The 21242-nt window shown below is 61.8% G+C and carries 19 protein-coding genes and 2 pseudogenes; 12 read left to right on the top strand and 9 right to left on the bottom strand.

The genetic code is table 11. The annotated features are described in order from the left end of the window. The first annotated feature begins 39 nt into the window (after positions 1 to 39). The 4 genes from LT974_RS07120 (at position 40) to LT974_RS07105 (ending at position 4098) form a co-directional block, all read left to right on the top strand. Positions 40 to 972, top strand: a complete 933-nt coding sequence (locus tag LT974_RS07120; protein ID WP_232590044.1) for a 1,4-dihydroxy-2-naphthoate polyprenyltransferase — start codon at positions 40 to 42, stop codon at positions 970 to 972. Next, entirely contained in the window at positions 969 to 1976 is a 1008-nt protein-coding gene (locus LT974_RS07115; protein WP_232590043.1) for a mandelate racemase/muconate lactonizing enzyme family protein, read from the top strand. The genes LT974_RS07120 and LT974_RS07115 overlap by 4 nt, the downstream gene beginning before the upstream one ends. Continuing rightward, the gene (gene menE / locus LT974_RS07110; protein WP_232590042.1) at positions 1969 to 3432 is read left to right on the top strand and encodes an o-succinylbenzoate--CoA ligase; all 1464 of its coding nucleotides are present in this window, start codon (positions 1969 to 1971) and stop codon (positions 3430 to 3432) included. Before LT974_RS07115 ends, menE begins: the two co-directional genes overlap by 8 nt. Before the next feature lie 144 nt (positions 3433 to 3576). After that, complete coding sequence (locus tag LT974_RS07105; protein WP_232590041.1) at positions 3577 to 4098, top strand: DUF7342 family protein; 522 nt, start codon at positions 3577 to 3579, stop codon at positions 4096 to 4098. Between the two features lie 75 nt (positions 4099 to 4173). Here the strand turns inward: LT974_RS07105 and LT974_RS07100 are convergent, their stop codons facing one another. Beyond that, complete coding sequence (locus LT974_RS07100; protein ID WP_232590040.1) at positions 4174 to 4488, bottom strand: hypothetical protein; 315 nt, start codon at positions 4486 to 4488, stop codon at positions 4174 to 4176. Between the two features lie 129 nt (positions 4489 to 4617). On the opposite strand from LT974_RS07100, the gene LT974_RS07095 reads away from it, so the two are divergent. Together LT974_RS07095 and LT974_RS07090 are read left to right on the top strand one after the other, a co-directional pair. Further along, complete coding sequence (locus LT974_RS07095) at positions 4618 to 5307, top strand: NRDE family protein (RefSeq protein WP_232590039.1); 690 nt, start codon at positions 4618 to 4620, stop codon at positions 5305 to 5307. Positions 5308 to 5332: 25 nt separating this feature from the next. Beyond that, entirely contained in the window at positions 5333 to 5737 is a 405-nt protein-coding gene (locus LT974_RS07090) for a helix-turn-helix transcriptional regulator (RefSeq protein WP_232590038.1), read from the top strand. A 21-nt stretch (positions 5738 to 5758) separates the two neighbouring features. Here LT974_RS07090 and LT974_RS07085 read toward each other — a convergent pair whose 3' ends face one another. From LT974_RS07085 to LT974_RS07075, 3 genes are all read right to left on the bottom strand, one after another. After that, the gene (locus tag LT974_RS07085; RefSeq protein WP_232590037.1) at positions 5759 to 6115 is read right to left on the bottom strand and encodes a hypothetical protein; all 357 of its coding nucleotides are present in this window, start codon (positions 6113 to 6115) and stop codon (positions 5759 to 5761) included. Positions 6116 to 6178: 63 nt separating this feature from the next. Then, positions 6179 to 7114 carry a DUF368 domain-containing protein gene (locus LT974_RS07080; RefSeq protein ID WP_232590036.1) on the bottom strand — a complete coding sequence of 312 codons (936 nt, stop codon included), beginning with the start codon at positions 7112 to 7114 and terminating at the stop codon, positions 6179 to 6181. After that, entirely contained in the window at positions 7114 to 10329 is a 3216-nt protein-coding gene (locus LT974_RS07075) for an oligosaccharyl transferase, archaeosortase A system-associated (protein ID WP_232590034.1), read from the bottom strand. Before LT974_RS07075 ends, LT974_RS07080 begins: the two co-directional genes overlap by 1 nt. A 391-nt stretch (positions 10330 to 10720) precedes the next feature. Between LT974_RS07075 and LT974_RS07070 the strand changes: the two are divergent. Then, positions 10721 to 11811, top strand: a pseudogene (locus tag LT974_RS07070) (RNA-guided endonuclease InsQ/TnpB family protein); the annotation flags it as partial. Between the two features lie 49 nt (positions 11812 to 11860). On the opposite strand, the gene LT974_RS07065 reads toward LT974_RS07070, so the two are convergent. The 3 genes from LT974_RS07065 to LT974_RS07060 all read right to left on the bottom strand — a co-directional run bounded on the left by LT974_RS07065 (position 11861) and on the right by LT974_RS07060 (position 13138). Further along, positions 11861 to 12127, bottom strand: a complete 267-nt coding sequence (locus LT974_RS07065; RefSeq protein ID WP_232590033.1) for a DUF7123 family protein — start codon at positions 12125 to 12127, stop codon at positions 11861 to 11863. Positions 12128 to 12275: 148 nt separating this feature from the next. Continuing rightward, positions 12276 to 12446: an HVO_0758 family zinc finger protein gene (locus tag LT974_RS17815; protein ID WP_332840552.1), complete on the bottom strand. Its 171-nt coding sequence runs from the start codon at positions 12444 to 12446 to the stop codon at positions 12276 to 12278. A 56-nt stretch (positions 12447 to 12502) separates the two neighbouring features. Continuing rightward, on the bottom strand, positions 12503 to 13138 hold the full coding sequence (locus tag LT974_RS07060; protein ID WP_232590032.1) for an IS6 family transposase: 636 nt from the start codon (positions 13136 to 13138) through the stop codon (positions 12503 to 12505). A 325-nt stretch (positions 13139 to 13463) separates the two neighbouring features. Here LT974_RS07060 and LT974_RS07055 point away from each other — a divergent pair, with 325 nt between their 5' ends. From LT974_RS07055 to LT974_RS07040, 4 genes are all read left to right on the top strand, one after another. Then, on the top strand, positions 13464 to 14381 hold the full coding sequence (locus LT974_RS07055) for an RNA-guided endonuclease InsQ/TnpB family protein (RefSeq protein WP_332840557.1): 918 nt from the start codon (positions 13464 to 13466) through the stop codon (positions 14379 to 14381). 68 nt (positions 14382 to 14449) lie between these two features. After that, positions 14450 to 15160: a homing endonuclease associated repeat-containing protein gene (locus tag LT974_RS07050; RefSeq protein ID WP_232590031.1), complete on the top strand. Its 711-nt coding sequence runs from the start codon at positions 14450 to 14452 to the stop codon at positions 15158 to 15160. A gap of 389 nt (positions 15161 to 15549) precedes the next feature. Further along, entirely contained in the window at positions 15550 to 16638 is a 1089-nt protein-coding gene (locus LT974_RS07045; RefSeq protein WP_232590030.1) for a tubulin/FtsZ family protein, read from the top strand. A gap of 196 nt (positions 16639 to 16834) precedes the next feature. After that, positions 16835 to 17023 carry a hypothetical protein gene (locus LT974_RS07040; protein ID WP_232590029.1) on the top strand — a complete coding sequence of 63 codons (189 nt, stop codon included), beginning with the start codon at positions 16835 to 16837 and terminating at the stop codon, positions 17021 to 17023. Positions 17024 to 17295: 272 nt separating this feature from the next. Here LT974_RS07040 and LT974_RS07035 read toward each other — a convergent pair. Beyond that, positions 17296 to 18028 (bottom strand): annotated as a pseudogene (locus LT974_RS07035) (IS6 family transposase). A gap of 83 nt (positions 18029 to 18111) precedes the next feature. After that, positions 18112 to 18507 (bottom strand): DUF7475 family protein, encoded by a 396-nt coding sequence (locus LT974_RS07030; RefSeq protein ID WP_232590028.1) that lies wholly within the window; start codon positions 18505 to 18507, stop codon positions 18112 to 18114. A gap of 1680 nt (positions 18508 to 20187) precedes the next feature. Here LT974_RS07030 and LT974_RS07025 point away from each other — a divergent pair. Then, positions 20188 to 21185, top strand: a protein-coding gene (locus LT974_RS07025) for an IS630 family transposase (protein WP_232590027.1) whose coding sequence is annotated in 2 segments (ribosomal slippage) — positions 20188 to 20677 and positions 20677 to 21185 — 999 coding nt in all. Because the reading frame shifts where the segments join, the coding sequence is not laid out codon by codon here. Positions 21186 to 21242: the final 57 nt, after the last annotated feature.

Raw genomic sequence — 21242 nt, 5'->3', positions numbered from 1 at the left:
ACCGCCACCGCTATGGGCGCGCTCGCCCAATCCCGGGACATGACCGATACGGCTGACGTCTCCCGGCGGGAAGCGTGGCTCATCGCCGCGCGCCCGCACACGCTGCCCGTCGCCGCCGCCCCAATCCTGGTCGCGGTCGGACTCGCGGTCCGCGACGGCGTGTTCGCGCCGCTGCCCGCGTTCGCCGCGTTCGTCGGCGCCGCACTCATCCAGATCGGCACGAACTTCGCGAACGACTACTACGACGCCGTGCAGGGTGCCGACACCGAGGAACGCGAGGGATTCACGCGCGTGACCGCCGGCGGCCTCATCGAGCCCGGCGAAGTGAAGCGCGCGATGTACCTCACGTTCGCCGCGGCTATCCTCGTCGGCACCTACCTCGTCTGGGTAGGCGGCGTCCCCATCCTCGTCGTCGGCCTCGTGAGCGTCGCCTCCGGCATCGCGTACACGGGCGGCCCGTACCCGCTGGGCTACCACGGCCTCGGCGACCTCTTCGTGTTCATTTTCTTCGGCGTCGTCGCAGTCACGGGCGCATACTACGTGCAGGCCGCCAGTTTCGTGGCCGAAATCCCGGTCGGCATCCCCGAGGGCTCGGTGACGCTGGCGTCGGTCGTCGCGAGCCTCCCCATCGCCGCCATCGCGACGAACGTCCTCGTCGTGAACAACGTCCGCGACCGCGAGGAGGACAGGAAAACGGGCAAGCGCACGCTCGCCGTCCGCTTCGGCTACACGTTCTCCCGCGTCCAGTTCGCGGCGATGCTCGTGCTCGCGTACGCCGTGCCGGTGTGGTTCTTCGCGCGCACCGGCGAACTCGCGGTGTTCCTGCCGTACCTCTCGCTCCCGCTCGCCGCGCGCGTCACGAAGACCATCTTCACCCGGACCGACGGCGACGCGCTCAACCCCGCGCTCACGCGCACCGGGCAACTGCTCGCGCTGTACGCGCTCCTGTTCGGCGTCGGGCTTGCAGTATGATTCGCGCGTTCGCACTCCCGTTGGCCCACCCGCTGGAGACCGCTCGCGGCACTATCGACGAGCGCCGCGGCTTCCTGTTCGCTCGAAACGGCGGCATCGGCGAAGCCACGCCGCTTCCGGGCTGGACTGAATCGCTAGGCGCCTGCGAGCAAGCGCTGGAAGCAGCGGAGAGCGCCGACGGTTGGAACGACGCGCTCGCTGCCTGCGAGGACGCGCCCGCCGCACGCCACGCCGTCTCGCTGGCGAAACTCGACGCCGAGGCGCGCGACGCGAACGTCTCGTTCGCCCACCATCTCGCAGAAAACCCTGCAGAGTCCGTCCCGGTGAATGCCACCGTCGGTGACGCGTCCGTCGAAGACACAGTAGACGAAGTGCGAGCCGCCGTCGAACGCGGCTTCGACACGGTAAAAGTCAAGGTCGGCGCGCGCTCCGTCGAAGCCGATGTCGAACGCCTCCGTGCAGTCCGAGACGCGACTGACGTAACACTTCGCGCGGACGCGAACGGCACGTGGACGCGCGAGCAAGCCCGCGAGGCGTTTGACGCGTTCGCCGACCTCGGCGTCGAGTACGTCGAACAGCCGCTTCCCGCGGACGACCTCGCGGGGCACGCCGACCTCCGTGGCGGCGAGGTCGGCGTCGCGCTCGACGAGTCGCTGACCGAGCACGCGCTCGGCGACGTCCTCGACGCCGCGGATTACGTCGTCCTGAAGCCGATGGCGCTCGGGGGCGTGGACCGCGCACTCGACGCCGTTCGGGACGCTCGTAGAGCAGGAGTCCAACCCGTCGTGACGACGACGGTCGACGCCGTCGTCGCGCGAACTGCCGCCGTCCACCTCGCTGCTGCGATTCCGGACGTGCCGGCGTGCGGGCTCGCGACGTCCGACCGACTCGCCGACGACCTCGCGGACGACCCAGCGCCGGTCGAGGACGGACGGATTCGCGTGCCCGAGACGCCCGGCCACGGCGTCAGCGTCGACCTCGCGGAGGTGAACGCGGATGCGTGATGCCGTCGCGCTCCAGACGCGCAGTAATCCCGCCGCGACCGCGCTGGTCGACGCCGCGACCGATTCGTCGTGGACGTTCCGCGACCTCGACGCCGACATCGAGGCGACGGCGGGACGGCTCGCCGCGTGCGGCGTCCAGCGCGGCGACCGCGTCGCGGTATTGATGGAGAACCGCCCCGCGTTCGTCCGGCTGGTGTTCGCCTGCGCTCGATTCGGTGCAGTGCTCGTACCACTGAACGCGCGGCTCGCGTCGCCCGAACTTCGCGCGCAGGCTGAGCGCGTCGGTCCCGCGCTCGTCGTCTGTGAGGCGGACACCGTGGACGCGGCACGTGCGCTCCCTGTGCCGGCCGTGAGCGTGGACGCGGCGGAGGACGTCGAGCACTTCGGCGCGCGCTCGCCGGACGGCTTCGAGCCCGCGAATCTGTCGTGGACGGACACGCGCGCCGTCATGTTCACCTCGGGGACGACGGGCGACCCGAAGGCCGTCCGGCTGACGTACGCGAACTTCGCCGCGAGCGCCGTCGCGTCGTCGTTCCGGCTCGGCGTGCTCCCCGAGGATAGCTGGCTGTGCCCGCTCTCGCTGTACCACATGGGCGGGCTTTCAGTCGTGCTGCGCTCGGCACTGTACGGGACGACGGCAGTGCTCACGCGCGGGTTCGACGCCGACGACGTGCGCGATGCGCTCGCGACGTACGACTGCACGGGCGTCTCGCTCGTCCCGACGATGCTCTCTCGGCTGCTCGACGCGGGCGAGGTCGCCGACAGCCTGCGGTTCGCGCTCGTCGGCGGCGCGCCCACGCCGCCCGAACTCGTGGAGCGCGCGCTCGACGCCAGTGTTCCCGTCTGCCCGACGTTCGGGATGACCGAGACCACCTCGCAGGTCGCGACCCTGCACGCGACGGAGGCCCGCGACCGCCCGGACAGCGCGGGGCGGCCGCTTCTCGGCACCGAGGTAACCGTCGTCGGCGAGGACGGCGAGGTGCTGCCAGCGGGCGAGACGGGCGAACTCGTCGTCTCCGGGCCGACAGTCACACCCGGCTACCTCTCCGCGGACGCGAACCGCGAGCGGTTCTGCGAGCACGGCCTCCGCACGGGCGACTTCGGGTTCGTGGATTCGTCCGGGTTCCTCCACGTCGGCGGCCGGCAGACCGACCAAATCGTCACGGGCGGCGAGAACGTCCACCCCGAGGAAGTCGCGGCCGTCCTCCGCGACCACCCGGACGTCGCGGATGTCGCCGTCGTCGGCGTGTCTGACGAGGAGTGGGGCGAGTGCGTCGGTGCACTCGTCGTCCCCGGTGAAGAGGGTATGACAGCCGACGACCTCCGGGTGTTCTGCGAGGACCGCCTCGCGGGCTACAAGCGCCCGCGCACGATTGCGTTCGCCGAGGAAGTGCCACGGACCGCGTCGGGAACCGTGGATCGCGAGGCGGTGCGGCGCGAACTCGAGACCGAGTAGGCGAGACTGGATAGCAGTGCGCAAACGACTCGCACCGGAGTGGTAGCCACGTCGAGCCGAGTTCCCGCTCGCTCACAACAGTATCCACCCAATATATTGGGGTCGTCCCCAGAGTATATGGGCTTCTACTGCATATTCGCTATCATGGTCGAATCGTGGACCGAGTCGATGACGGCCCGAGAGCGCGTCGAGACGATTGCGACGACGCTCTCGGAGCCACGGACTGCGAACTGGATCGCGGAGCAGGCAGACGTCAAGTGGGACACCGCGAAGAAGCACCTTGACAACCTCGCCGAGACGGGCGTCATCCTCGTGACTGAGGACGACACGTACGTCCCGGATCCGACCCAGGCCTACTTCGACCACCTTCGAGAACTCATCCTGACCAACGACCGAGCGGAACTCCGGGGGGAACTCGAAGCCATCGCAGACCGAATCGAAGACTGGAAAACGACATACGAAGTGGACTCCCCCGAGGACCTCGAAGCGACGCTCGCAGACGACCTGTCTGCTGACGAGATTCGAGAACGGCGACAGGCGCTCCGTCGCTGGGAGAACAGCCTTCGTTCGCGCGATACCATTCAAACTGCGCTCCAGCTCTACGACGATGTCCAGTCACTCACTGACGACGTCCCTGCGAATATCCGTCTCGAAGGCGCGGGGTGACTCGTTGTGGCCCCAATTTTCGGCGTGTGGCGACCCGTCGAGCCGAAGCTCCTTCGCCGTGTTCACGACCGGCTCTCACGGACAGGTGGCTGTGTAACTGTCTGGTACGAACCGTCCCAACGGGACGCCAACGAAGTCGTCGCAGAGATCGACCCCGTCGCGTTCCTCGAACGAGAATACTCGGCTTCGAACGTTCGTCTCCGGGTTGAATTCGACCTCGAGGGGGAGCGCCCACACTACTGGATTCAGTGGTGGAACCCGGAGTCCGGTCGTGGGTTTGGGTGGCACGCAGACGAGACAGAACCGGAATATGGTCCTGTTCATCTCCAGATCGAGTACGCAGATGGAACGACCGAGCGACGAGCTGCCGACCACATCGAAGACGAGCATCCGTATCCCACCTTTGAACGTCGCCTGACCAGCATTCCGGACCAACTCTCGGAGATTACGTGGAACCGATGAACACTGCCCCGACGAACGCCGACGAGAACTAAGTGCGCGCGGGTCGTAGCCCGGGGCGTGTGTACGCTGGCATTCGCGTGGCAGGGTTACGACGACGCGCCGCTCGTGGTCGGGGCGAATCGCGACGAAGCAGTCGGCCGGCCGTCCTCCCCGCCCGCCGTCCGCGGCGCGAACCCCGCGATTTTGATGCCCAGAGACGAGGAAGCCGGCGGGACGTGGCTCGGCGTGAACGAGCACCGCGTGTTCGTCGGCGTGACGAACCGAGATGCGGACATCGAGGGCGAGCGTTCCCGTGGCCTCCTCGTCACTGACGCGCTCGCTGCGGGGTCCGCCGACGACGCTATTGGAACTGTGGAGCGCGAGGTCGCCAACCGCGAGTACGCGGGATTCAACCTCGTTATCGCGGACGAATACGAGTGCGTGCTCCTGGAGTGGGACGGCGTGTTGCGGACGCACGCCTTCGACCCCGGGACGCACGTCGTCGTGAACGCCGGCTTCGACGACGGCACCGAGAAGTCCCGCGCGGTCCGCGACGCACTCCGTGGTCACGACAGTCCCGACGCGTGGCGCGAGGCTGCCCGCGACGCGCTCCGCGACCACGAGACTGGGGCGTGCGTCCACCGCGACGGCTTCGGGACGCGGTCGTCGTCGCTCGTGACGGTTCGCGCGGACGGCGAGGTGGCCTACGAGTTCGCCGACGGCCCGCCCTGCGAGACCGACTACCGGCGCGTAGACAACCAAGTTTAAACCGCGCGCACACCCTGTTTCGTACATGAGCGCCGAAGTCACCGAGTCGGACCTCTCGGAGGACGAGCGACACGGGCTGGAACTCGTTCGAGAGACGCGGGGCGTCCACCAGAGCGAGTTCTGGAAGGAACTCGACGTCTCCTCGCGGAAGGGCAGCCGCATCGCGTCGAAACTCGAAGAGAAAGGGTTCGTCGAACGCGAGGAGACGGTCCACGAGGGCAACACCACCTACCTCATCACGCCCGTCATCGACGAGCGCGCACTCGACTTCTCGCTGCTGATGGCCGGGGAGATGCTGTCGCCGTTCGTCGGCGAGGAGGAGGTCGACGCCCAGAGCGACGCCTTCTCGCAGTGGATCATGAACCTCGCGTACGAGGAGCCAATCGAGACCGAACCCGAGCCCGAGCGCGAACCGGAAGGCGAACTCTAAGCCGGCCGTCTCCGTTCTCCGCTATTCGCTAGCCGAGTCACGCGCAATCACCATCACGACGCCATCTGCTTTTCCGTCCGTTTCCGTCGCGTACAGCGTCGTGAGTGTATCTTCGACGTCGTCCGGGACGTCCGCCCGCTCGCGGACGTCCACCCACACGCGCTCGGGAACGCGGAGTATCCACGCGTCGGGTCGGCGTTCGACCAGCGGGTCGTCGCGGAACGCCTGTCGCCACTCGTAGACGAGGCCGTCGATAGACCGACCGGGGTAGTCGGCGAGGGTCGCCTGCACGGAAGTCGCGGCTTCGCGGAGTTTGGCCTCGGTGACGCCGCTGTCGGCGGCGACGCGCGCGACCGTCTCGTCGTCGAACGGGAGCATGGCTGTGCGTTCGATGGCTGCGAGGAAAATGCCACCCCATCCGGCGAGAACCGTCGGCAGTGGTCAGTAATCGAGGTCGTCGGTCGTCGCGTCGAGGACGAGCACGACCGCCGCGCCGAGGACTGCCGCGACGAGGACGCTACCCGCGCTCGCCGCGGTCCACTCGGGGTTCGCGTCGTTGATCTGGATGGCCGGGGCGCGGAGCGCGCCCGCCATCAGCGCGACGAGGAAGGTCAGCGTCGCCGCGCGGTAGTGGTCGAGCGCCCACTCGACGACGCGCGCGAACGACAGCAACCCGACGACCGCGCCCAGCATGAACACGACGAGCGTCGTCAGCGGCTCGATACTCGCAGCGAGGTCGCCGCCGAACGCGGCGTCGGTCGCCTCGCTGACGGCCGACGTCATCGTGTCGTACAACCCGAGCGTCAACAGCAGGAGCGACCCCGAAACGCCGGGCAGCACCATCGCGCAGATGGCGATAGCGCCCGCGAGGAAGACGACCGGGAGTACTTCGGGGAGCGCGCCGGCCTGCGCTTGCGCGCTCAGGACGAACGCGAGCACGAAGCCGACGACGGCCGCCGCGACCCTACCCGGGGTGTCGACAGAGACCTCGCCGAGCAGTGCGACGACGGAGGCCGCGATGAGTCCGAAGAAGAACGCGAACGTCACGCCCGGGAAGTCGTTGATGGCGACGTGGACGACGTTCGCAACCGTGACGACGGCGGTCAGGACGCCGACACCCAGCAACGCGAGGAACGGGACGTCCATCCGGACGAGCGTCTCCACGAACTCCTCGCGGGCGTCGGCGCTGCCGAGCCGTGGCACGAGCGCGAGCAAGCCCAGCGCTTCCACGGGGTCCAGCGCCGCGATAGCGCCGACGAGGCGCTCGTAGATGCCCGTGATGAGCGCGATGGTGCCGCCGGAGACGCCCGGGACGGCGTCGGCAGCGCCCATCGCGGCTCCCTTCAGGTAGACCGCCAGCCAGGCGCGGCCGTCCATTATGCGTAGCGACGGCCGAGCGCGCCAGCGACCGCGGGCACGGCGAACGCTGCGGCCGCGCCGAACGGCGACTGCACGTCGACGGGGCCGCTACTCGCCGAGTCCGTGGACGCGGTCGCGGTCTCAGTCGTCACCGTGTCCGGCGACGCGAGCGACTGCGTCTCGTTGCTCGTGTCGTTCTGCTCGGCACCCTCCGGGCGGTCGACGACGTGGCGCTCCAGGTCGACCTCGGTCGCGGACTCCTCCGCGCCGACGACTTGGCCTTCCGAAATCTGCGCGGTCGCGTTCCACTCCACGGTCGTCAGGTTCGCCGACGTCAGCTTGCCCGTCGTGAACTCGTAGGGGCCCGCGCCGCGAACGGACGTGTTCGTGTGGCCGTTCTCCGGCCCGTACGCGTCGTAGCCGGTCGTCGAGTACGGGAGCGTCATCGTGAACTCGCCGTCCGGCCCGGTCTCGGCTCGCTGCGTGTACGTGAACTGCGGCGTCTGGTTGCCCTGCGAGAGGTGCGTCATGTTCAGCGTGACCGACGCGGTCACCGTCGTGTTCGCGGGCCCGGTGCCCTCGACGGTCGCGCCTTCGACGCGCTCGAAGAGCTTCACGCCGCGGTCGTCACTCGACCCGATCAGGCGGTAATGTTCGACTGCCTCGACGTACTCCGGGGGAATCCCGTTGAATCCCCCAATCTGGGCCGTCGTGTCGTTAGCGACGTACTGCTCGGCCGCGGTCATGTTGTCGAACGACTGCACCGGGGACGCCGACTGGTCGAAGCTGTACAGGTCCGAACCCGTCGTCGTCTGCAGCGTATCCTGCCAGTCGGCGACGATGGGCTGGGGCTGCTGGGCGCTGCCGTGGTACTGGTAGAGCCGCACCATCAGCGACTCGTAGTACGCCTGGTGGTTCAGCGTCGGGAGCTGGCTGAACGACCGGTAGTTCGTAATCTGGCCCTCCTGGTACTGCGAGAGGATGTTCTGCGTGTAGAACGTCCCCGTGGTGAAGTTCCGCGGGCCGTCGTAGAACACCGTCGGCGCACCGAACTTCTGCTGGGGCGAGACCATCTGGGAGTCCACCGCGACGTAGCGCGTCTTCGCGTCGTCCTCCTCGACGGCCGCGAGCGCGTTCGCGGCCTCGGTCTCGTTCTGCGCGAGCAGGAAGTTCGCGGCTTTGTCTGCGTTTTGCTGGAACGGGTTCGCGACCGGAATCGTCTCGCCCTCGACGGTCATCCAGTGGCCGTAGTCCCACCACGACATCACGCCGTACGCGCCCGCGGGGTAGTCGTAGTCGTCGGTCTGGCTGTACGTCCCGTAGTAGTCCAACTGGTCGGCGTTGCCCGCGCCGCCGAAGTTGCCCTGATCGGGCGTGTGCGTCTGCATCCACTCCATCGCGTCGTCCCACACCGTCACCGCACCGGGGCCGTTCGCCGCGCCGACGGTCGTCGCCGACTGCAGGGGCACCTGCTGGCCCTGATTGTTCGTCAACTGAATCGGGCTCGTACCGTCGCCGGTTGCGGATGCGGCCACGGGCGCTGCGATTGGCACGAGCACGAGCATCACGACGGCGACGACCGTGCCCACCTGATACCAGTCGACGTCCTCGACCTGTGAGGCCGGTTTGTCGAGGCTCACGAACCCGAGCACGACCTTGAGCACGTACGCGTTCAGCACGACGACCGGCACGACGAGGTAGTAGTTGAACCGCACCTGCGTGAACGCCGCCGAGGTGATGAACGCGCCCCAGACCACTACGAGTAGTTTCTCCGCGTCGTAGTCGCCGGTCACCGTGACTGCGAGGAGCGTGACGCCCACGATGGCGAGCGAGCCGAGCTGGCCGTCGACGCCGAGGATTGTGCCGACCGCGTCTCCAATACCCGGTGCCGCGAACACGAGCCCGACCACGAGGACTGCGGCCGCCGCGCCGCCGATGCGCCGCGGGTTGCCGCTGCGGAAGTGCGGCCGAAGCAGAATCCACGCCGCGCCGAGGAGGGCGGTGAAGAACGCCAGTCCGTATTCGAGGAAGATGACGCCGAACATTCCCAGCCCGTAGCGGCCCGTCCGAGAGAGAAGTGGTTGCGCCTCGCCGATGGTGCGGGTGGCTGCGCCAGCGCTGAAGCCGACGAAGCGGAGGAGATTCGACTGCATCATCCCCCAGAATTCGGGGAGGACGACTGTCGTCGCACCGAGCGCGACGACGAGAATGCCGAACACGGCGAGCGGGTACGAAGTGGCGTCGAGTTCACGGTCGTCGAACTCGCGGGCGAGCCACGCGAGGAATACCGCGCCGACGCCGACGGCGATGGAAAACAGTGGCTGAAGGATTGAGAACTGCGATGGCGAGAACGAGAGAGTCGACATCGGGACCAGCATCAGTAGGCCGGTCGTCACCGAACTGACGGCAGCGACGACGGCGACGTGGTCTGGACTCGTGCCGCTGTAGTAGTCGCTGGTCAGCTTCACGAGGTAGAACACGCCGAAGATGCCGACCAGCAGGATGCCGGGCGGCCACATCCACATGTAGGCCGCCGTGGAGGCACCGGCGACGACGCTCCAGCCGACCACGCGGCGGAGGCCTGCGACGTCGCGGTCGAGGAACTGCTCGTAGACGGGTTTCTCCCGCTGTGCGACGGTGAGCGCAATCATCGTCGCGAGCACTGCAAGCGACTGGAACAGCGGCTCCGCGCCGTTGTGGTCCGCAGCACCGACGAGGCTCCGCGAGAGGAAGTAGCCCGGGAGGAGACCGAGAATGACTGCGGCGAACACGCCACCCAGCCGGCCGCCGAGCCGCTTCCCGATGAAGTACGTCGGAATTGTGAGTAGTGCACCGAAGACGGCCGGTGCGAACAGCAGCGTCATCGAAATCGTCTCCTGGGAGGGACTGCCGAGACCGACGACGAGTGCTGCGGTCGCCACGATTTGGTCGAACAGCGTGCCGAACTGACCGACACCTACTCCCGTCGGAAAGCCGGACCAGACGTCGTACGGCATCGTCGACGGCCAATTCTGGACCGTGTACATCACTTCCCGGAAGTGGTAGTACGCGTCGTTCCCGGAGAAGTACACTTCGCCGCTTTGCGTGAAATTCTCCCACGCCTGCACGCGCACCCAGAACATGAACGCGAGGACAGCGCCCAGCACGGGTACGTGGTACCAATTTTCGAGAGTGTCGAGAGCTGAACCGGTCGATATGGAGGACGCTCTCGACTCCTCGTTCTTCTCGCTCATTAGGGGTAGGGACTGACAGCGCGCGAATAAGCCTTGTGAAGTTCGTAGGCGATGCCAGCCTCATGAACAGAACGTGGCGTTCTTTTGGTCAACGAAAGAAGACGACTACTGGCTGTCCCAGCTTGGGTTCTCGTCTTGGTTGCCAGGCTACCTAAAACAGCGAGAGAGTCCTGCCGTTTACGGCGGTGACGAGACGCGTTGCGTCTCGTTCGCACACCAGAACGCTCCGCGTTCTGGGGACGGGCGTGAATCGCGTCACTCGACGACGCGAACCACCGGTTACTCCCCGGCCGGAGTCTCCAAGTCGTCGGCGGCGTGGATCAACATCCCGCGCCACGTCAGCCCGTATTCGTTTTTCACGCGCTTCAACCGCTCGTACTGTTCGTCGTCGGGCACTTCGACCGTTCAACAGATCGAGCGCAAGAACCGCGAAGCGTGGCAGTCGTTCTTCGCACTCCGAGAGAAGGGCGAAGCAAATGGCAAGCCCGGCTTCTGGGGGAACCAAGACGAGGGCCGCGAACTGCGGACGTATATCCGCAACACGTCGTACTCGGTTGAATGGGGCGAACACTCTCGTCTCGAGATTCTTGTCGGGCAAGACCTGAAAGAGGAGTACGGTCTTGGATACCGCGAGCGTCTCCGTCTTGAGGTTCGCGGCGAACCCAACTGGAAAGAGTACGACAAGCAGGGCCGGTTGGAACTGTATTACGACGATGTGAGCGAGACATTCAGGGCCTTTCAGCCAGTCACTATCGACAATTCTCGACTGGCACAACCACTGGCGGACGAATCCGCCGCTCTGGACATCGGCGCGAACAATATCGTCGCCTGTACGACCACGACCGGCGAGCAGCACCTCTACGAAGGACGCGACCTGTTCGAACGGTTCCGCGAGACCACGCAACGAATTGCCGAACTCCAGTCGAAGCTCGAGGATGGCCGGTACAGTTCGAAGCGAATCGACTCACTGTACCGTCGTCAAACGCGGCGGCGCGACCACGCGATGGACGCACTCTGTCGGGATCTGGTCGAACGGCTGCACGACGAGGGTGTTTCGACGGTGTACGTCGGCGACTTAACCGACGTACCCGAGACGCACTGGTCGGTTCGGACGAACGCCAAGCTGCACAACTTCTGGGCGTTCCGGCGGTTCATCGACCGTCTCGTGTATACTGCCGAGGAGTTCGGCATCACCGTCGAAGTCCGCACGGAAGCGTGGACCTCGCAGACGTGTCCGAACTGCAGTTCGACCGAGGACACGACGCGACATCAGGACACGCTGACGTGTACCTGCGGCTTCGAAGGCCCGCGGACCTCGCCGCGAGCGAGACGTTCCTGAGGCGGCACGAAACGGTAGCACGGCCGATGGCACGGCCTGTGTGCCTCAAGTGGGATAGTCACGATTGGCTGGAGTTATCACGCTCTCCCCGTCCCAACGAGGAGCACACGAACCCGCAAGTTGCCTCCGTGGACTCGGCATAGCCGAGACTCCCAGCGTGAGGAAACCCCGGCGTTCACGCCGGGGAGGATGTTATTGGCTGTTCGTGTCGGTCTGCTCGCTATCGGCGTCCACCGTGATGTACCATGTGGCGCCATCGGACTGGCCGCCCCACTGACGGATTTCCAACCGGGTTTCCGCGGTCTGTAATGCGGCCATTACTGTGCCAACGCGCTTTACTGACGCATCTAATGCATCCGCAATATGGCGACTTTTCGTGAAGGCTGACCCATTTTCGAGGCGCGATTCGAGATGCTCAACAATCCGCTGTGTCAGATCCTCATAGCTTCGTACAGCCACAATATCGCTGGGAAGCCGCGATGTAGTCATCAACTTTTCGGGCTCCCACTCAAGTCAACCAGCAGAACGGGTTGTTCGCTCGCAGAACCACTCCCTCAGGGATGGAGAGGCGGCAAAAGGTTCCCGGTGCGGTAGCGCGCCCAGGTTGTCACGGGAGTTGACGCCACTCCTGTCCACACTCCGGGCAGGCACGAATCGACCCAACCTCATCTGGCTCGTTCTTGGTTACCAGTTGCTCGCCACACTCCGCACATTCCAGCCGCTCATACATGTCCTTCTTAATTTCTCCTTCCCGGAGCGCACGCCGAACAGAGTCCATATAGTGAGGCGTGAATCTCTGCGACGTAAACTCTGTTGGTCGTATCAGGGTAGTGTTCAGATAAGCTGATTCCATGCGAAGCTGAAGGATCTGAGCCAATCGTCGGCGGTATCTGCTGCGGCGTTGCTAAAACAGTTTGAGAACAATAAGGTTCGACGTTTCATCTCTCGAAAGACACGTTCGACAGCATTCCGATTCCCATGTTTTTCATACTGGAATCGGAGGCCGTGTCGGTTGCAGGCGTCTTTCAGCGTGGGTGCGCCATCCACGAGAACCACGGCATCATCGACGTCGTGTTTCTCCCGGAGTTTGGCGAAAAACGAGCGAGCAATCACGTTCGTACGCGTCGGTTCAAGCTTTGTATGGAGTAATTTGTTTGTGTCGGGATCGACAGCAGCGTACAGCCAGTATTGCTCGTTATTGAGTCGGATCACGGTTTCGTCAACCGCGACGTGATCCGGAGTCCGTCCAGACTCTGGCTGTAGGTCGGCTTTATGGACCCAATTATGAACGGTGGATCGAGCTCGATTGACACCGAATAGCTCAAGAATTGAGACAGTATTCGAAAGCGAGAGCCCAGCAAGATGGAGCTGAATACTGAGCTTCATCAGCAGCTGCGGTGTCGCTTCTCGTTCAACAAACTCTAAGTCGATCTGGTTGATATTCCCGTTGAGGCGGGTGTTTTCGGGCATAGATCACTCAGAAAACGCTCCGCCTCACCTTTCAATCCTTATCTGAACACCGCCCGTATCAGACCCCCATCACTGAAGAGGTGGGCTTCCACGCCGTTACCATTATGAGACGAAAGTTATCAGATCGTTGTGCAGCGACCCACTCTCACGGACGTAGCCCGGCATTTAGGAGTTAGTTCGGAGGCATCGGTCATAGGAACCCCCCCTCGCCTCCAAGGGGTGAGCGGATGTCAAAGGGCGACTCACCGTCGCGGAGTGGGAGAAGGGCAACAGCCGCCCACTCCCCTCGTTCGATGAACCGTCTGCCGTCTACGACAAGCGCACCCTGACAATCAAAGACGAGTACGCCACGCCCTCGACCGTCAACGGGCGCGTCGAAGCCGACTTCGTACTCGGAGAGTACCAGCGGTCGTGTCTGGAAAACAACAACTACGAGAAGCGGATAGGCACGCTCCACTACTGTCCCGGGGAGGATACGTTCTACCTCCACGTCGTCCAGAAAGAGGTAGACAAGCGTGACGGTGACCGTGTTCTCGGCGTGGATTTGAATCTCAAGAACGTCGCCGTGACGAGTACGGGGCGGTTCTTCGACGGCGGCGAGCTACTGTGGGGGCAGAACCACTACTTCCGCGTGCGACGAAGCCTTCAGGACAAAGGCACACGCTCCGCTCGGCAGGCGTTGCGGCGACTGTCGGGGCGTGAAAACCGCTTCGTCCTGAACCGCCTGCACACCATCTCGCGTGGAATTGTGGACGAAGCCCTACAACACGACTGCTCGTATATCGCCGTTGAAGACCTGACCGACATCCTCGAACGGATGGACGCCTATGATAGCCGCCTGAAACGGCAGATGCACAACTGGGCGTTTCGGGAACTGCAAGAGCAAATCGAGTACAAGACCGCCGAATACGGCATTCGGGTCGAATCGGTCAACCCTGCCTTTTCCTCGCAGACTTGCTCAAAGTGTGGCCACCAGTCCAGTACGAACCGCGACAAGGAGACGGAGTGGTTCGATTGTAACGAGTGTGGGTACGAGGTAGATGGCGACTACAACGCGGCGAAAAACGTTGGCCTTCGGTTGTTAGCTTTACCACCGGGCAAACGTCCCGATGGGTTGGGCAACGGTCAGCTTGCCTTGAAGTCGGGGATGTTGAACGTAAGCAACACATCTAGTGTCCACTCCAGCTTGGAGTTTGAACGGGAGCCCACCGACAAGCCCACCGCTTCAGCGGTGGGTCGCTGACATATTACACCTACCTCAACCAATTTGATGGAAAGCGGCTTTGCCGATTGAATACGTACGGTAGAGTAATGCCAACCTACTCTGATGAGGAACTCTTAACCGAAATCGACCGATTAGCGGAAAAGTTCGGCCGCCCACCGACACTACAGGAGATTCGTGAGGAAGCTGAATACAGTGCCCGTGTGTACTTTTCGCATTTCGGGTCGTGGCAATCGGCACTCGAAACTGCGGGATACGAGCCCCGGCCGCCTCAATCAGAAATTCCAAAAGAAGCACTCATTACAGAACTTAAGCGACTGGGCGAAGAACTTGGTCGGCCACCCACAATCACTGAGATGAATGAACAAGGAGAGTACTGGGGATCAACGTACAAGAACCATTTTGAATCATGGGCAGCTGCTATTGATGCCGCGGGCTATGATCCGGATAACGTGGGACAACGAATATCCAGCGACAAATTACGCACCGAACTCACACGACTCGGTGACAAGCTCAACAAGCGACCAACCTTCCGTGAGGTGGAAGAACAAGGAAAATATGACCCGACGACGTATATTCGTCGGTACGGATCCTGGAGTGCTGCAGTTGAAGCGGCGGGGTTCGAACCACCATCCGACTTAACAAAAGACGCATTATGTACGGAATTACAGCGTCTCGCTAACAAGTTAGACAAACAACCCACACAGCGAGACATGAATGAACATGGAAAGCACAGCCATACGACGTATGTCCGGCATTTCGGCTCTTGGACGAACGCTATCGAAGCCGCATTCGACTAGAACAACACCAGATGTTGATCCCGGAGTACTTCATCCCAAGGGACTCAAGATGGTCCGCCGGCAGTGTTCAGATAAGCAGACGAAAGTAGCGGAGACGATGTTGCTTTTTGAAAGCCCTCGGTGGTCTCGACTCCCGCGGCTCGCTGCGCGCGTTCGCTCCCGTTGGTCGCTCACGTGCTTACTTCGCCGGGATTCGTCGAGACCGCCTCGCCGTTTCAATCCAGCAGGAAATCTCCGATTTCCGAGGCCTCGGGAGCGCGTTGCTCTCCCGGCGACCACCAGGAAATCGGCTGGTTCGCCGGCTGAAGCTGTGTTCAGACGAATCCTTATCTGAACACCACCGTCCGCCTGTAGAAAGATAGTTCAAGCCGGCTACCGGCATGCATAGTATGCGCGTCGTAGCTATCGGCGTTGGCGGTGCTGGCGGCCGCATCGTCGATGCACTCTACCAAGATGATGCCAACCGGCCAGCATCGTATCTCGCCGGCGGCTGTGTGCTGGACACTGACGGCGTCGATCTCGCGGCGTTAACGGCCGTCCCAGAGGATGCACGCCAGCTGTTCGGCCAAGCGGAAACAAACGGGAACGGCACTGGCGGGGACCGCGAAGTGGCTGCAGCAGCCCTTGAGGAGGATCTCGTGGAGATGCAGCGAGTGGTCGATTCAGCAGTCACCTCGGACGCGGCCGCAATAATTCTGGTTACTGGGCTCGGCGGCGGAACCGGCTCTGTTGCAACCCCAAAACTCGCCGACGAGCTGCAGGCGGTGTACAACCGGCCTGTGTACTCGGTTTCAGTGTTACCGGCTGCCCACGAGGATATCCCCGCGGAGAATCCCGCGCGCGCCTTGCAGTCCCTAGATAGCGTGGTGGATGCACAGATCGTCTTCGATAATGACGTGTGGCTCAACGCCGAGCACGACGTTCTGGAGGTGGCCGATGAACTAAACCAGACCCTTGCTGAGCATCTTGGCGCGATCTTCAGTGCTGGCGAAGCCGCGAGCGCGGATTCAGTCGGGCAACGGGTCGTCGACGCCAGCGAAATTATCGCGACGCTCAACGAAGGTGGCTTGGCGACAATCGGCTACGCACAACAGACGCTCGACAGCCAGGCAGACTCAGCGTCGCTGCTCGGCCGCGTTCGCGGACTCGTCGGGGCACGCGACGAAACGGTCGATGAAGTCGCAGCGATCAAGGCAGTCGAAACAACGCTTCGCCGTGCGACTCGCGGGCGATTGACGCTCAACTATCCGCTCAACGCAGCAACAAGCGGCCTGCTAGTCGTGTCCGGGCCGCCAGCCTGGCTCCACCAGTCGGCGATCTCTGACGGTCAGACGTGGCTGTCAGAAGAAATCGGTTCAGTACAATTGCGGACCGGTGACAATCCGATCCCAAACGGCGATTCACTTGCAATCCTCGTTCTCTTCGCTGGCATCCGTGACGCACCTCGGATTGATGAACTCCGGACGACGAACAGTTGACCGGTCGTCCGAGCGAAACACGTACGGGTCGTGGTCCTCACGAATTTCTGATTGGGGAACGCTGTATTACGCAAATCGAATCCGCCATGGAACCCTCCAAAACATCGCCGATGCAGTTGTTGAGGCCTCACAGAGCATCCAAGAGGTCTCCGACGCCACCAGCGACCAAGCAGCTTCCGCAAAAGAAGTCGGCAGCATGGTTGACGAACTCGTCGATCAAGCTGACCAAGTCGCCACTAAAATCGAAGCCGTCGCCGCCGCCAACGAAGAACAAACTACCCAAGTCCACGAAATCAACACCGCCATCCAACAACTCACGCACTCCCAACAGCCCGAATCCAACAACACCCAGTCACAGTGTCCCCTTGGGAACGACTTTAGCTGAATTGAGGGGGGTTCGCTTGAAACGCAGCCTACGATTCTCTCTGGTCGGAGTACTCCTCGTCGAGAAATGAGACGGCAATTGTGGTGTTTGCTCTGGCGAACGCGTTCAGTATATGTAGCGATACAACATTATATCACCAGGCTCGGCAATCGCCGTGCCGAGCAGCCGATTCTCAAGCCGGCAGTTAAACGCCGAATATACCGTGCGCCGTTCACTGACAAGTCCACCCCCCTTGGGGTGGGAGCCTGACAATATACTCCGCTTGGCACTGTCTAGTTCTGGACCTCCTCGATCGGCGTTTTTCCATCGAGAGCTTGATGCGGTCTGTGGCGGGTGTAGTAATGCATAAATTGTTCAAGCAACTCTTGGACGCTCGACCGACTGCCCACCCACGAGTTATGGAAGCGGTCGACCCGCATTTGAGGGTGTGAAACCACTTTTCAATCAGGTTTCGGTCGGTATAGTTGACCCGGCCGCTCAACCCTAATCGAGCGAGGGCAGTCCGATAGCCGAACTGATCGACGAGAAACTCAGCCTCTGAGATATCATGTTTTTCCTGGAGTTTCTGCAGAAACGCAGCCGCTGGATCGGTGCCATGCCGCTCAAACAACGCGACATCGAGGATCAACTTTGTGTCGATGTCTATTGCAGCATACAGCCAAGACCACTCACCGTTAATTTTGACAGCAGTCTCGTCAACGGCGACCCGCTTCGGCTGCGCCTCAGGCGGGTCGCAGCCGCTGTCAGATAGTCGACGCACCCAGTTCCAAACCGCTCCATGAGAACGTTGCACGCCTAATTCAGCTAAGATCGTTGTTGTTTCTCGAAGGGAACAACCGGTTTGGTGGAGGCGGACGGCGAACGCCCTAACGGGCGTCCTCAGAACCCAACGGGTTCTGATGTGCGAACGAGACGCGGAGCGTCTCGTCACGTCGCCGTCCGCTCATTCTCCCAAGATTCTTCTAAATACGGGTCATAGCTCTCGCTGAGCAGGTCTGAGAGCATCTTTACCAACTTACTCCGACCTGCTCACTTCTCAAACTGACTCAACTAGACAGTGCCGTCCGCTTGAAAGGCGTGAGAGTGTCTCACTGTGAGTCCGTGTACAGATAGAGCGAGCAGAAGATGAGGAGGACTTCTGCTGTTTTCGCTCCGACCGCGTTCCAGTTGAGCGAGCCACGCATATAGAACGCGGAGACGAAGCCCTCGAAGCCACCGTACACGAAGAACGCGATGAACGTAACGAGGGCGTATCCCGCGGCGACGAGGTAAAGTTCTCGCCGCCAGTAGTTCGTCAGATAGAGTGCAATCCCACCCAAGAATCCGAGTCCGTTGAGGAGGAACAGCGTGCCGAGCGTCTGGCTAAAGTTGATGAACTGTGGTGCAAGTAACAGGTGGATGATTCCGGTGATGATCGCGAGATCGTTTGCGACGTATCCGGCTACACTGTCGGGCAGGCGTACGCTCGACTCAGTTCGTGTCATTTATAGACTACAAATTTGGTGGGAGTAAAAACTTTTTCCTGAATCCCATTTGCCGAGATACCTCGGTCTGATTAAGTCGGGACCATGCTCCCGTATCGAGCAAAGAGTAGCGGCTATGTTAATCGAGACGGAAAGATAAAAACCCGTTTTCAGGGTGGAACAGATGTTAACACCGGGTGTTCTCTCTTGTCCTCGATCGGTCCGGTGCCAGTCCTCCCTCGCTTCCCGACCGGTCTCCAGATGGGGCTGCGGTCACCGCAGATGGAAACTCAGCGTACGCGAGATACGGAGTCCCTTGATACGCGACCAGCCACGTGCCGTAGGAATTACTCGTCTCGTCACCTGAATGGTGTAGCCTGTTCGCTCCCAGCTCGCACCCGCATGGATACCTCATAGTAGTGATCCTCCAATCGAATGGGCTCATCAGGGCGAATCGATGGGACGGTTCTAGCGACAGTCGCATATCCATTCACGACAGCCTCTGTGATCGTCTCGCACCCTTGTGAGTGGGGCGAGAGTGTTTGAGACATCTTCTCGCTCAGCGCTTGTGGTGTCGCTTCTCGCATATCGAGTACGTTTGGGGGATGCGCACAGCCGGCAAGTGGAACCGTAAGGAGGGCTGTTGTCCCAGCGAGGAATTTTCGACGGCGCACAGTCCTACTGTCACGTTGTCCAAGAAAACGCTTGCGAGGCGTTACACGACCAGTAACACCAACTCCCCTCTGGGGACGTCGAGGTCGTCACGAACGAATTCACTAGCCTGGGCAGAAGGGCGTCGTTGACCAGCCAAACGGCAAGAACATACTTCCTGATGGCAGCGCCACATAGTAATATGGTTTTCCAACAGCTTACGCCGCAGGAACTCAGTACAGTTCTGCTGATCGCCCTCTTTCTGGGTGTTATCCGGTACTTCCGATACGACGTTCGTGGCGGTCACTCAGTTATTGATATAACTTTTAGTATCGGCTTGGCCTTCGTTACCGCTACAATCGGCCTGCTCATCGCCAAGCGTCTTGGGTGGCTCCCAACTAGCACCGGCAGGTCAGCGACCCACCGCTGAAGGGGTGGGCTTGTCGGTGGACTCCCGGTGTCGCGCTCCCGCAGGAAAGCCCTACGCCCGCTCGCTTTCTAACGAGGTGCTTTCTCAGGTAGCTCCCAATACGGGAGTCGGAGGGACTCGTTCAGCGTCCCCAACTTCGAGGGCTGGCTGATAGACTGCCCGTCCACCAACCGCTTCTGGACCCGTGGGACGTGCATCCCGGTTAGTCTCGAAGTTAGATCAAGCTTACGCGCTTCCTCCCACGGCTGGAGCCGTGGACTTCCGCGCTGTTACCGCTGTGAAAGCGGGTATCGCCGGCCCTATGTAGCGCCCATGCCGGTGGACATTACGGCGTGTAGCGCAGGTTTGGATGACAACCTCTCCTAGGGCCGGCGACATTACAGTAGGTCGGTCTTGAGTATCATATGTGTTGTGTTATGGCCCATTATTGCGGTCATTTTGAGGGACTGATATCGGTCGAGAATACGACCAAGATAGATAATAACACCACCCAACTAAATATATTTGATGGTGGCTATAGTTAGTCGTTTTTCACGAATGTTAGCCGCCGGTATCGGCCATTCAGGCACTGTCTATAGTAGTCGGTAGAATTATTTGCAATAAAGTTGTTGCAATAGGTAGTGGAGCACCTCGACGAAATCTCCGTCGAAGAGCTGCAAGATGCTCTCGAGAACGTGGAGGGAAAGAAGCCAACAGAGCGGTTGTTAGCCGCGATCGCGTACAAAAACGGTGTCACGAAAGCCGAGCTAGCCCAGTGGTACGACGTTCACCGGAAAACAATCTACAACTGGCTCAACCGACTCGACACCGACGACTCGCTTGAGCACGCTGTCTCTAACACTCACCGTTCTGGAAGAAATCGAAAACTCTCAGAAACACAGCAACAACAGTTCGAAGCAACGGTCCACGACTCACCCGAGGAGGTCGGGTTGGATGCGCCGGCGTGGACGCCGGCGCTTGCTCAACAGCATCTCGAAGACACGTACGGCGTCGAGTATTCAATCCCGAGCTGTCGGCGGCTGTTGAAAGAAGCGGGATTGAGCTATCAAAAACCACGCTGTACAGCCGCTGAAGCCGACGAAGATGAACAAGAACAGTTCCACGAAGAGTTCAAAAAAAGCACCGGGAGCTGGACGCCACCGTAGTCTGCATCGATCAAACGAAGAAATCTGTGCAAGTTGAGCCGCGTGCCGCATGGTTTCCGCGCGGCACGCGGCCCTCCGTGGAACTCTCTGGCCAACGCAAGTGGACGTGTTTGCTGGGCGCGATCACCGAGGACGGTGATTGCTTCTTCTCCCGCTTCGAAGAGTACGTCACCGCCGAACATGCGAAACATTTCATTCTTGCATTATGTAAAGGGTTCGAAGATGACTTGCTCGTGGTGCTAGATGGGGCGCCGTATTTTCAGGCGTCGGCCGTCACAGGCCTGGCGGCCCGTGACGACCTCGCCTTCGTGACGCTTCCATCGTATTCGCCGGAGTTGAATCCGGTCGAGGAATGCTGGCGACAGCTGCAAGCCGCTCTGAGCAATCGCTTTTTCGACTCGCTCGACGAAACAACGGCGATCGACACCGCTCTCGACCAACTTTCAATCCCTAAAGTAAGCAATTACTTCTAACGGCTACTATAAGGTGTTGTTTCAAGGATGTGATTGGTGAAAAATACTAGGGCTGGT

The sequence above is a fragment of the Halobacterium noricense genome (genome assembly GCF_021233435.1).
Lineage (GTDB): Archaea > Halobacteriota > Halobacteria > Halobacteriales > Halobacteriaceae > Halobacterium > Halobacterium noricense.
Note: the sequence above shows the minus strand (reverse complement) of the source record. Positions and strands in the feature narration are given on the sequence as shown.

What these genes read in the sequence shown, in the direction of transcription:
- LT974_RS07100 (WP_232590040.1), bottom strand. Translation starts at nt 4,488, where the DNA reads ATGCTCGTCTTCGATGTGGTCGGCAGCTCGTCGCTCGGTCGTTCCATC.
- LT974_RS07060 (WP_232590032.1), bottom strand. Translation starts at nt 13,138, where the DNA reads ATGCCCGAAAACACCCGCCTCAACGGGAATATCAACCAGATCGACTTA.
- LT974_RS07080 (WP_232590036.1), bottom strand. Translation starts at nt 7,114, where the DNA reads ATGGACGGCCGCGCCTGGCTGGCGGTCTACCTGAAGGGAGCCGCGATG.
- LT974_RS07120 (WP_232590044.1), top strand. Translation starts at nt 40, where the DNA reads ATGACCGATACGGCTGACGTCTCCCGGCGGGAAGCGTGGCTCATCGCC.
- LT974_RS07075 (WP_232590034.1), bottom strand. Translation starts at nt 10,329, where the DNA reads ATGAGCGAGAAGAACGAGGAGTCGAGAGCGTCCTCCATATCGACCGGT.
- LT974_RS07040 (WP_232590029.1), top strand. Translation starts at nt 16,835, where the DNA reads ATGGTTGACGAACTCGTCGATCAAGCTGACCAAGTCGCCACTAAAATC.
- LT974_RS07050 (WP_232590031.1), top strand. Translation starts at nt 14,450, where the DNA reads ATGCCAACCTACTCTGATGAGGAACTCTTAACCGAAATCGACCGATTA.
- LT974_RS07085 (WP_232590037.1), bottom strand. Translation starts at nt 6,115, where the DNA reads ATGCTCCCGTTCGACGACGAGACGGTCGCGCGCGTCGCCGCCGACAGC.
- LT974_RS07030 (WP_232590028.1), bottom strand. Translation starts at nt 18,507, where the DNA reads ATGACACGAACTGAGTCGAGCGTACGCCTGCCCGACAGTGTAGCCGGA.
- LT974_RS07090 (WP_232590038.1), top strand. Translation starts at nt 5,333, where the DNA reads ATGAGCGCCGAAGTCACCGAGTCGGACCTCTCGGAGGACGAGCGACAC.
- LT974_RS17815 (WP_332840552.1), bottom strand. Translation starts at nt 12,446, where the DNA reads ATGGACTCTGTTCGGCGTGCGCTCCGGGAAGGAGAAATTAAGAAGGAC.
- menE (WP_232590042.1), top strand. Translation starts at nt 1,969, where the DNA reads ATGCGTGATGCCGTCGCGCTCCAGACGCGCAGTAATCCCGCCGCGACC.
- LT974_RS07045 (WP_232590030.1), top strand. Translation starts at nt 15,550, where the DNA reads ATGCGCGTCGTAGCTATCGGCGTTGGCGGTGCTGGCGGCCGCATCGTC.
- LT974_RS07105 (WP_232590041.1), top strand. Translation starts at nt 3,577, where the DNA reads ATGGTCGAATCGTGGACCGAGTCGATGACGGCCCGAGAGCGCGTCGAG.
- LT974_RS07115 (WP_232590043.1), top strand. Translation starts at nt 969, where the DNA reads ATGATTCGCGCGTTCGCACTCCCGTTGGCCCACCCGCTGGAGACCGCT.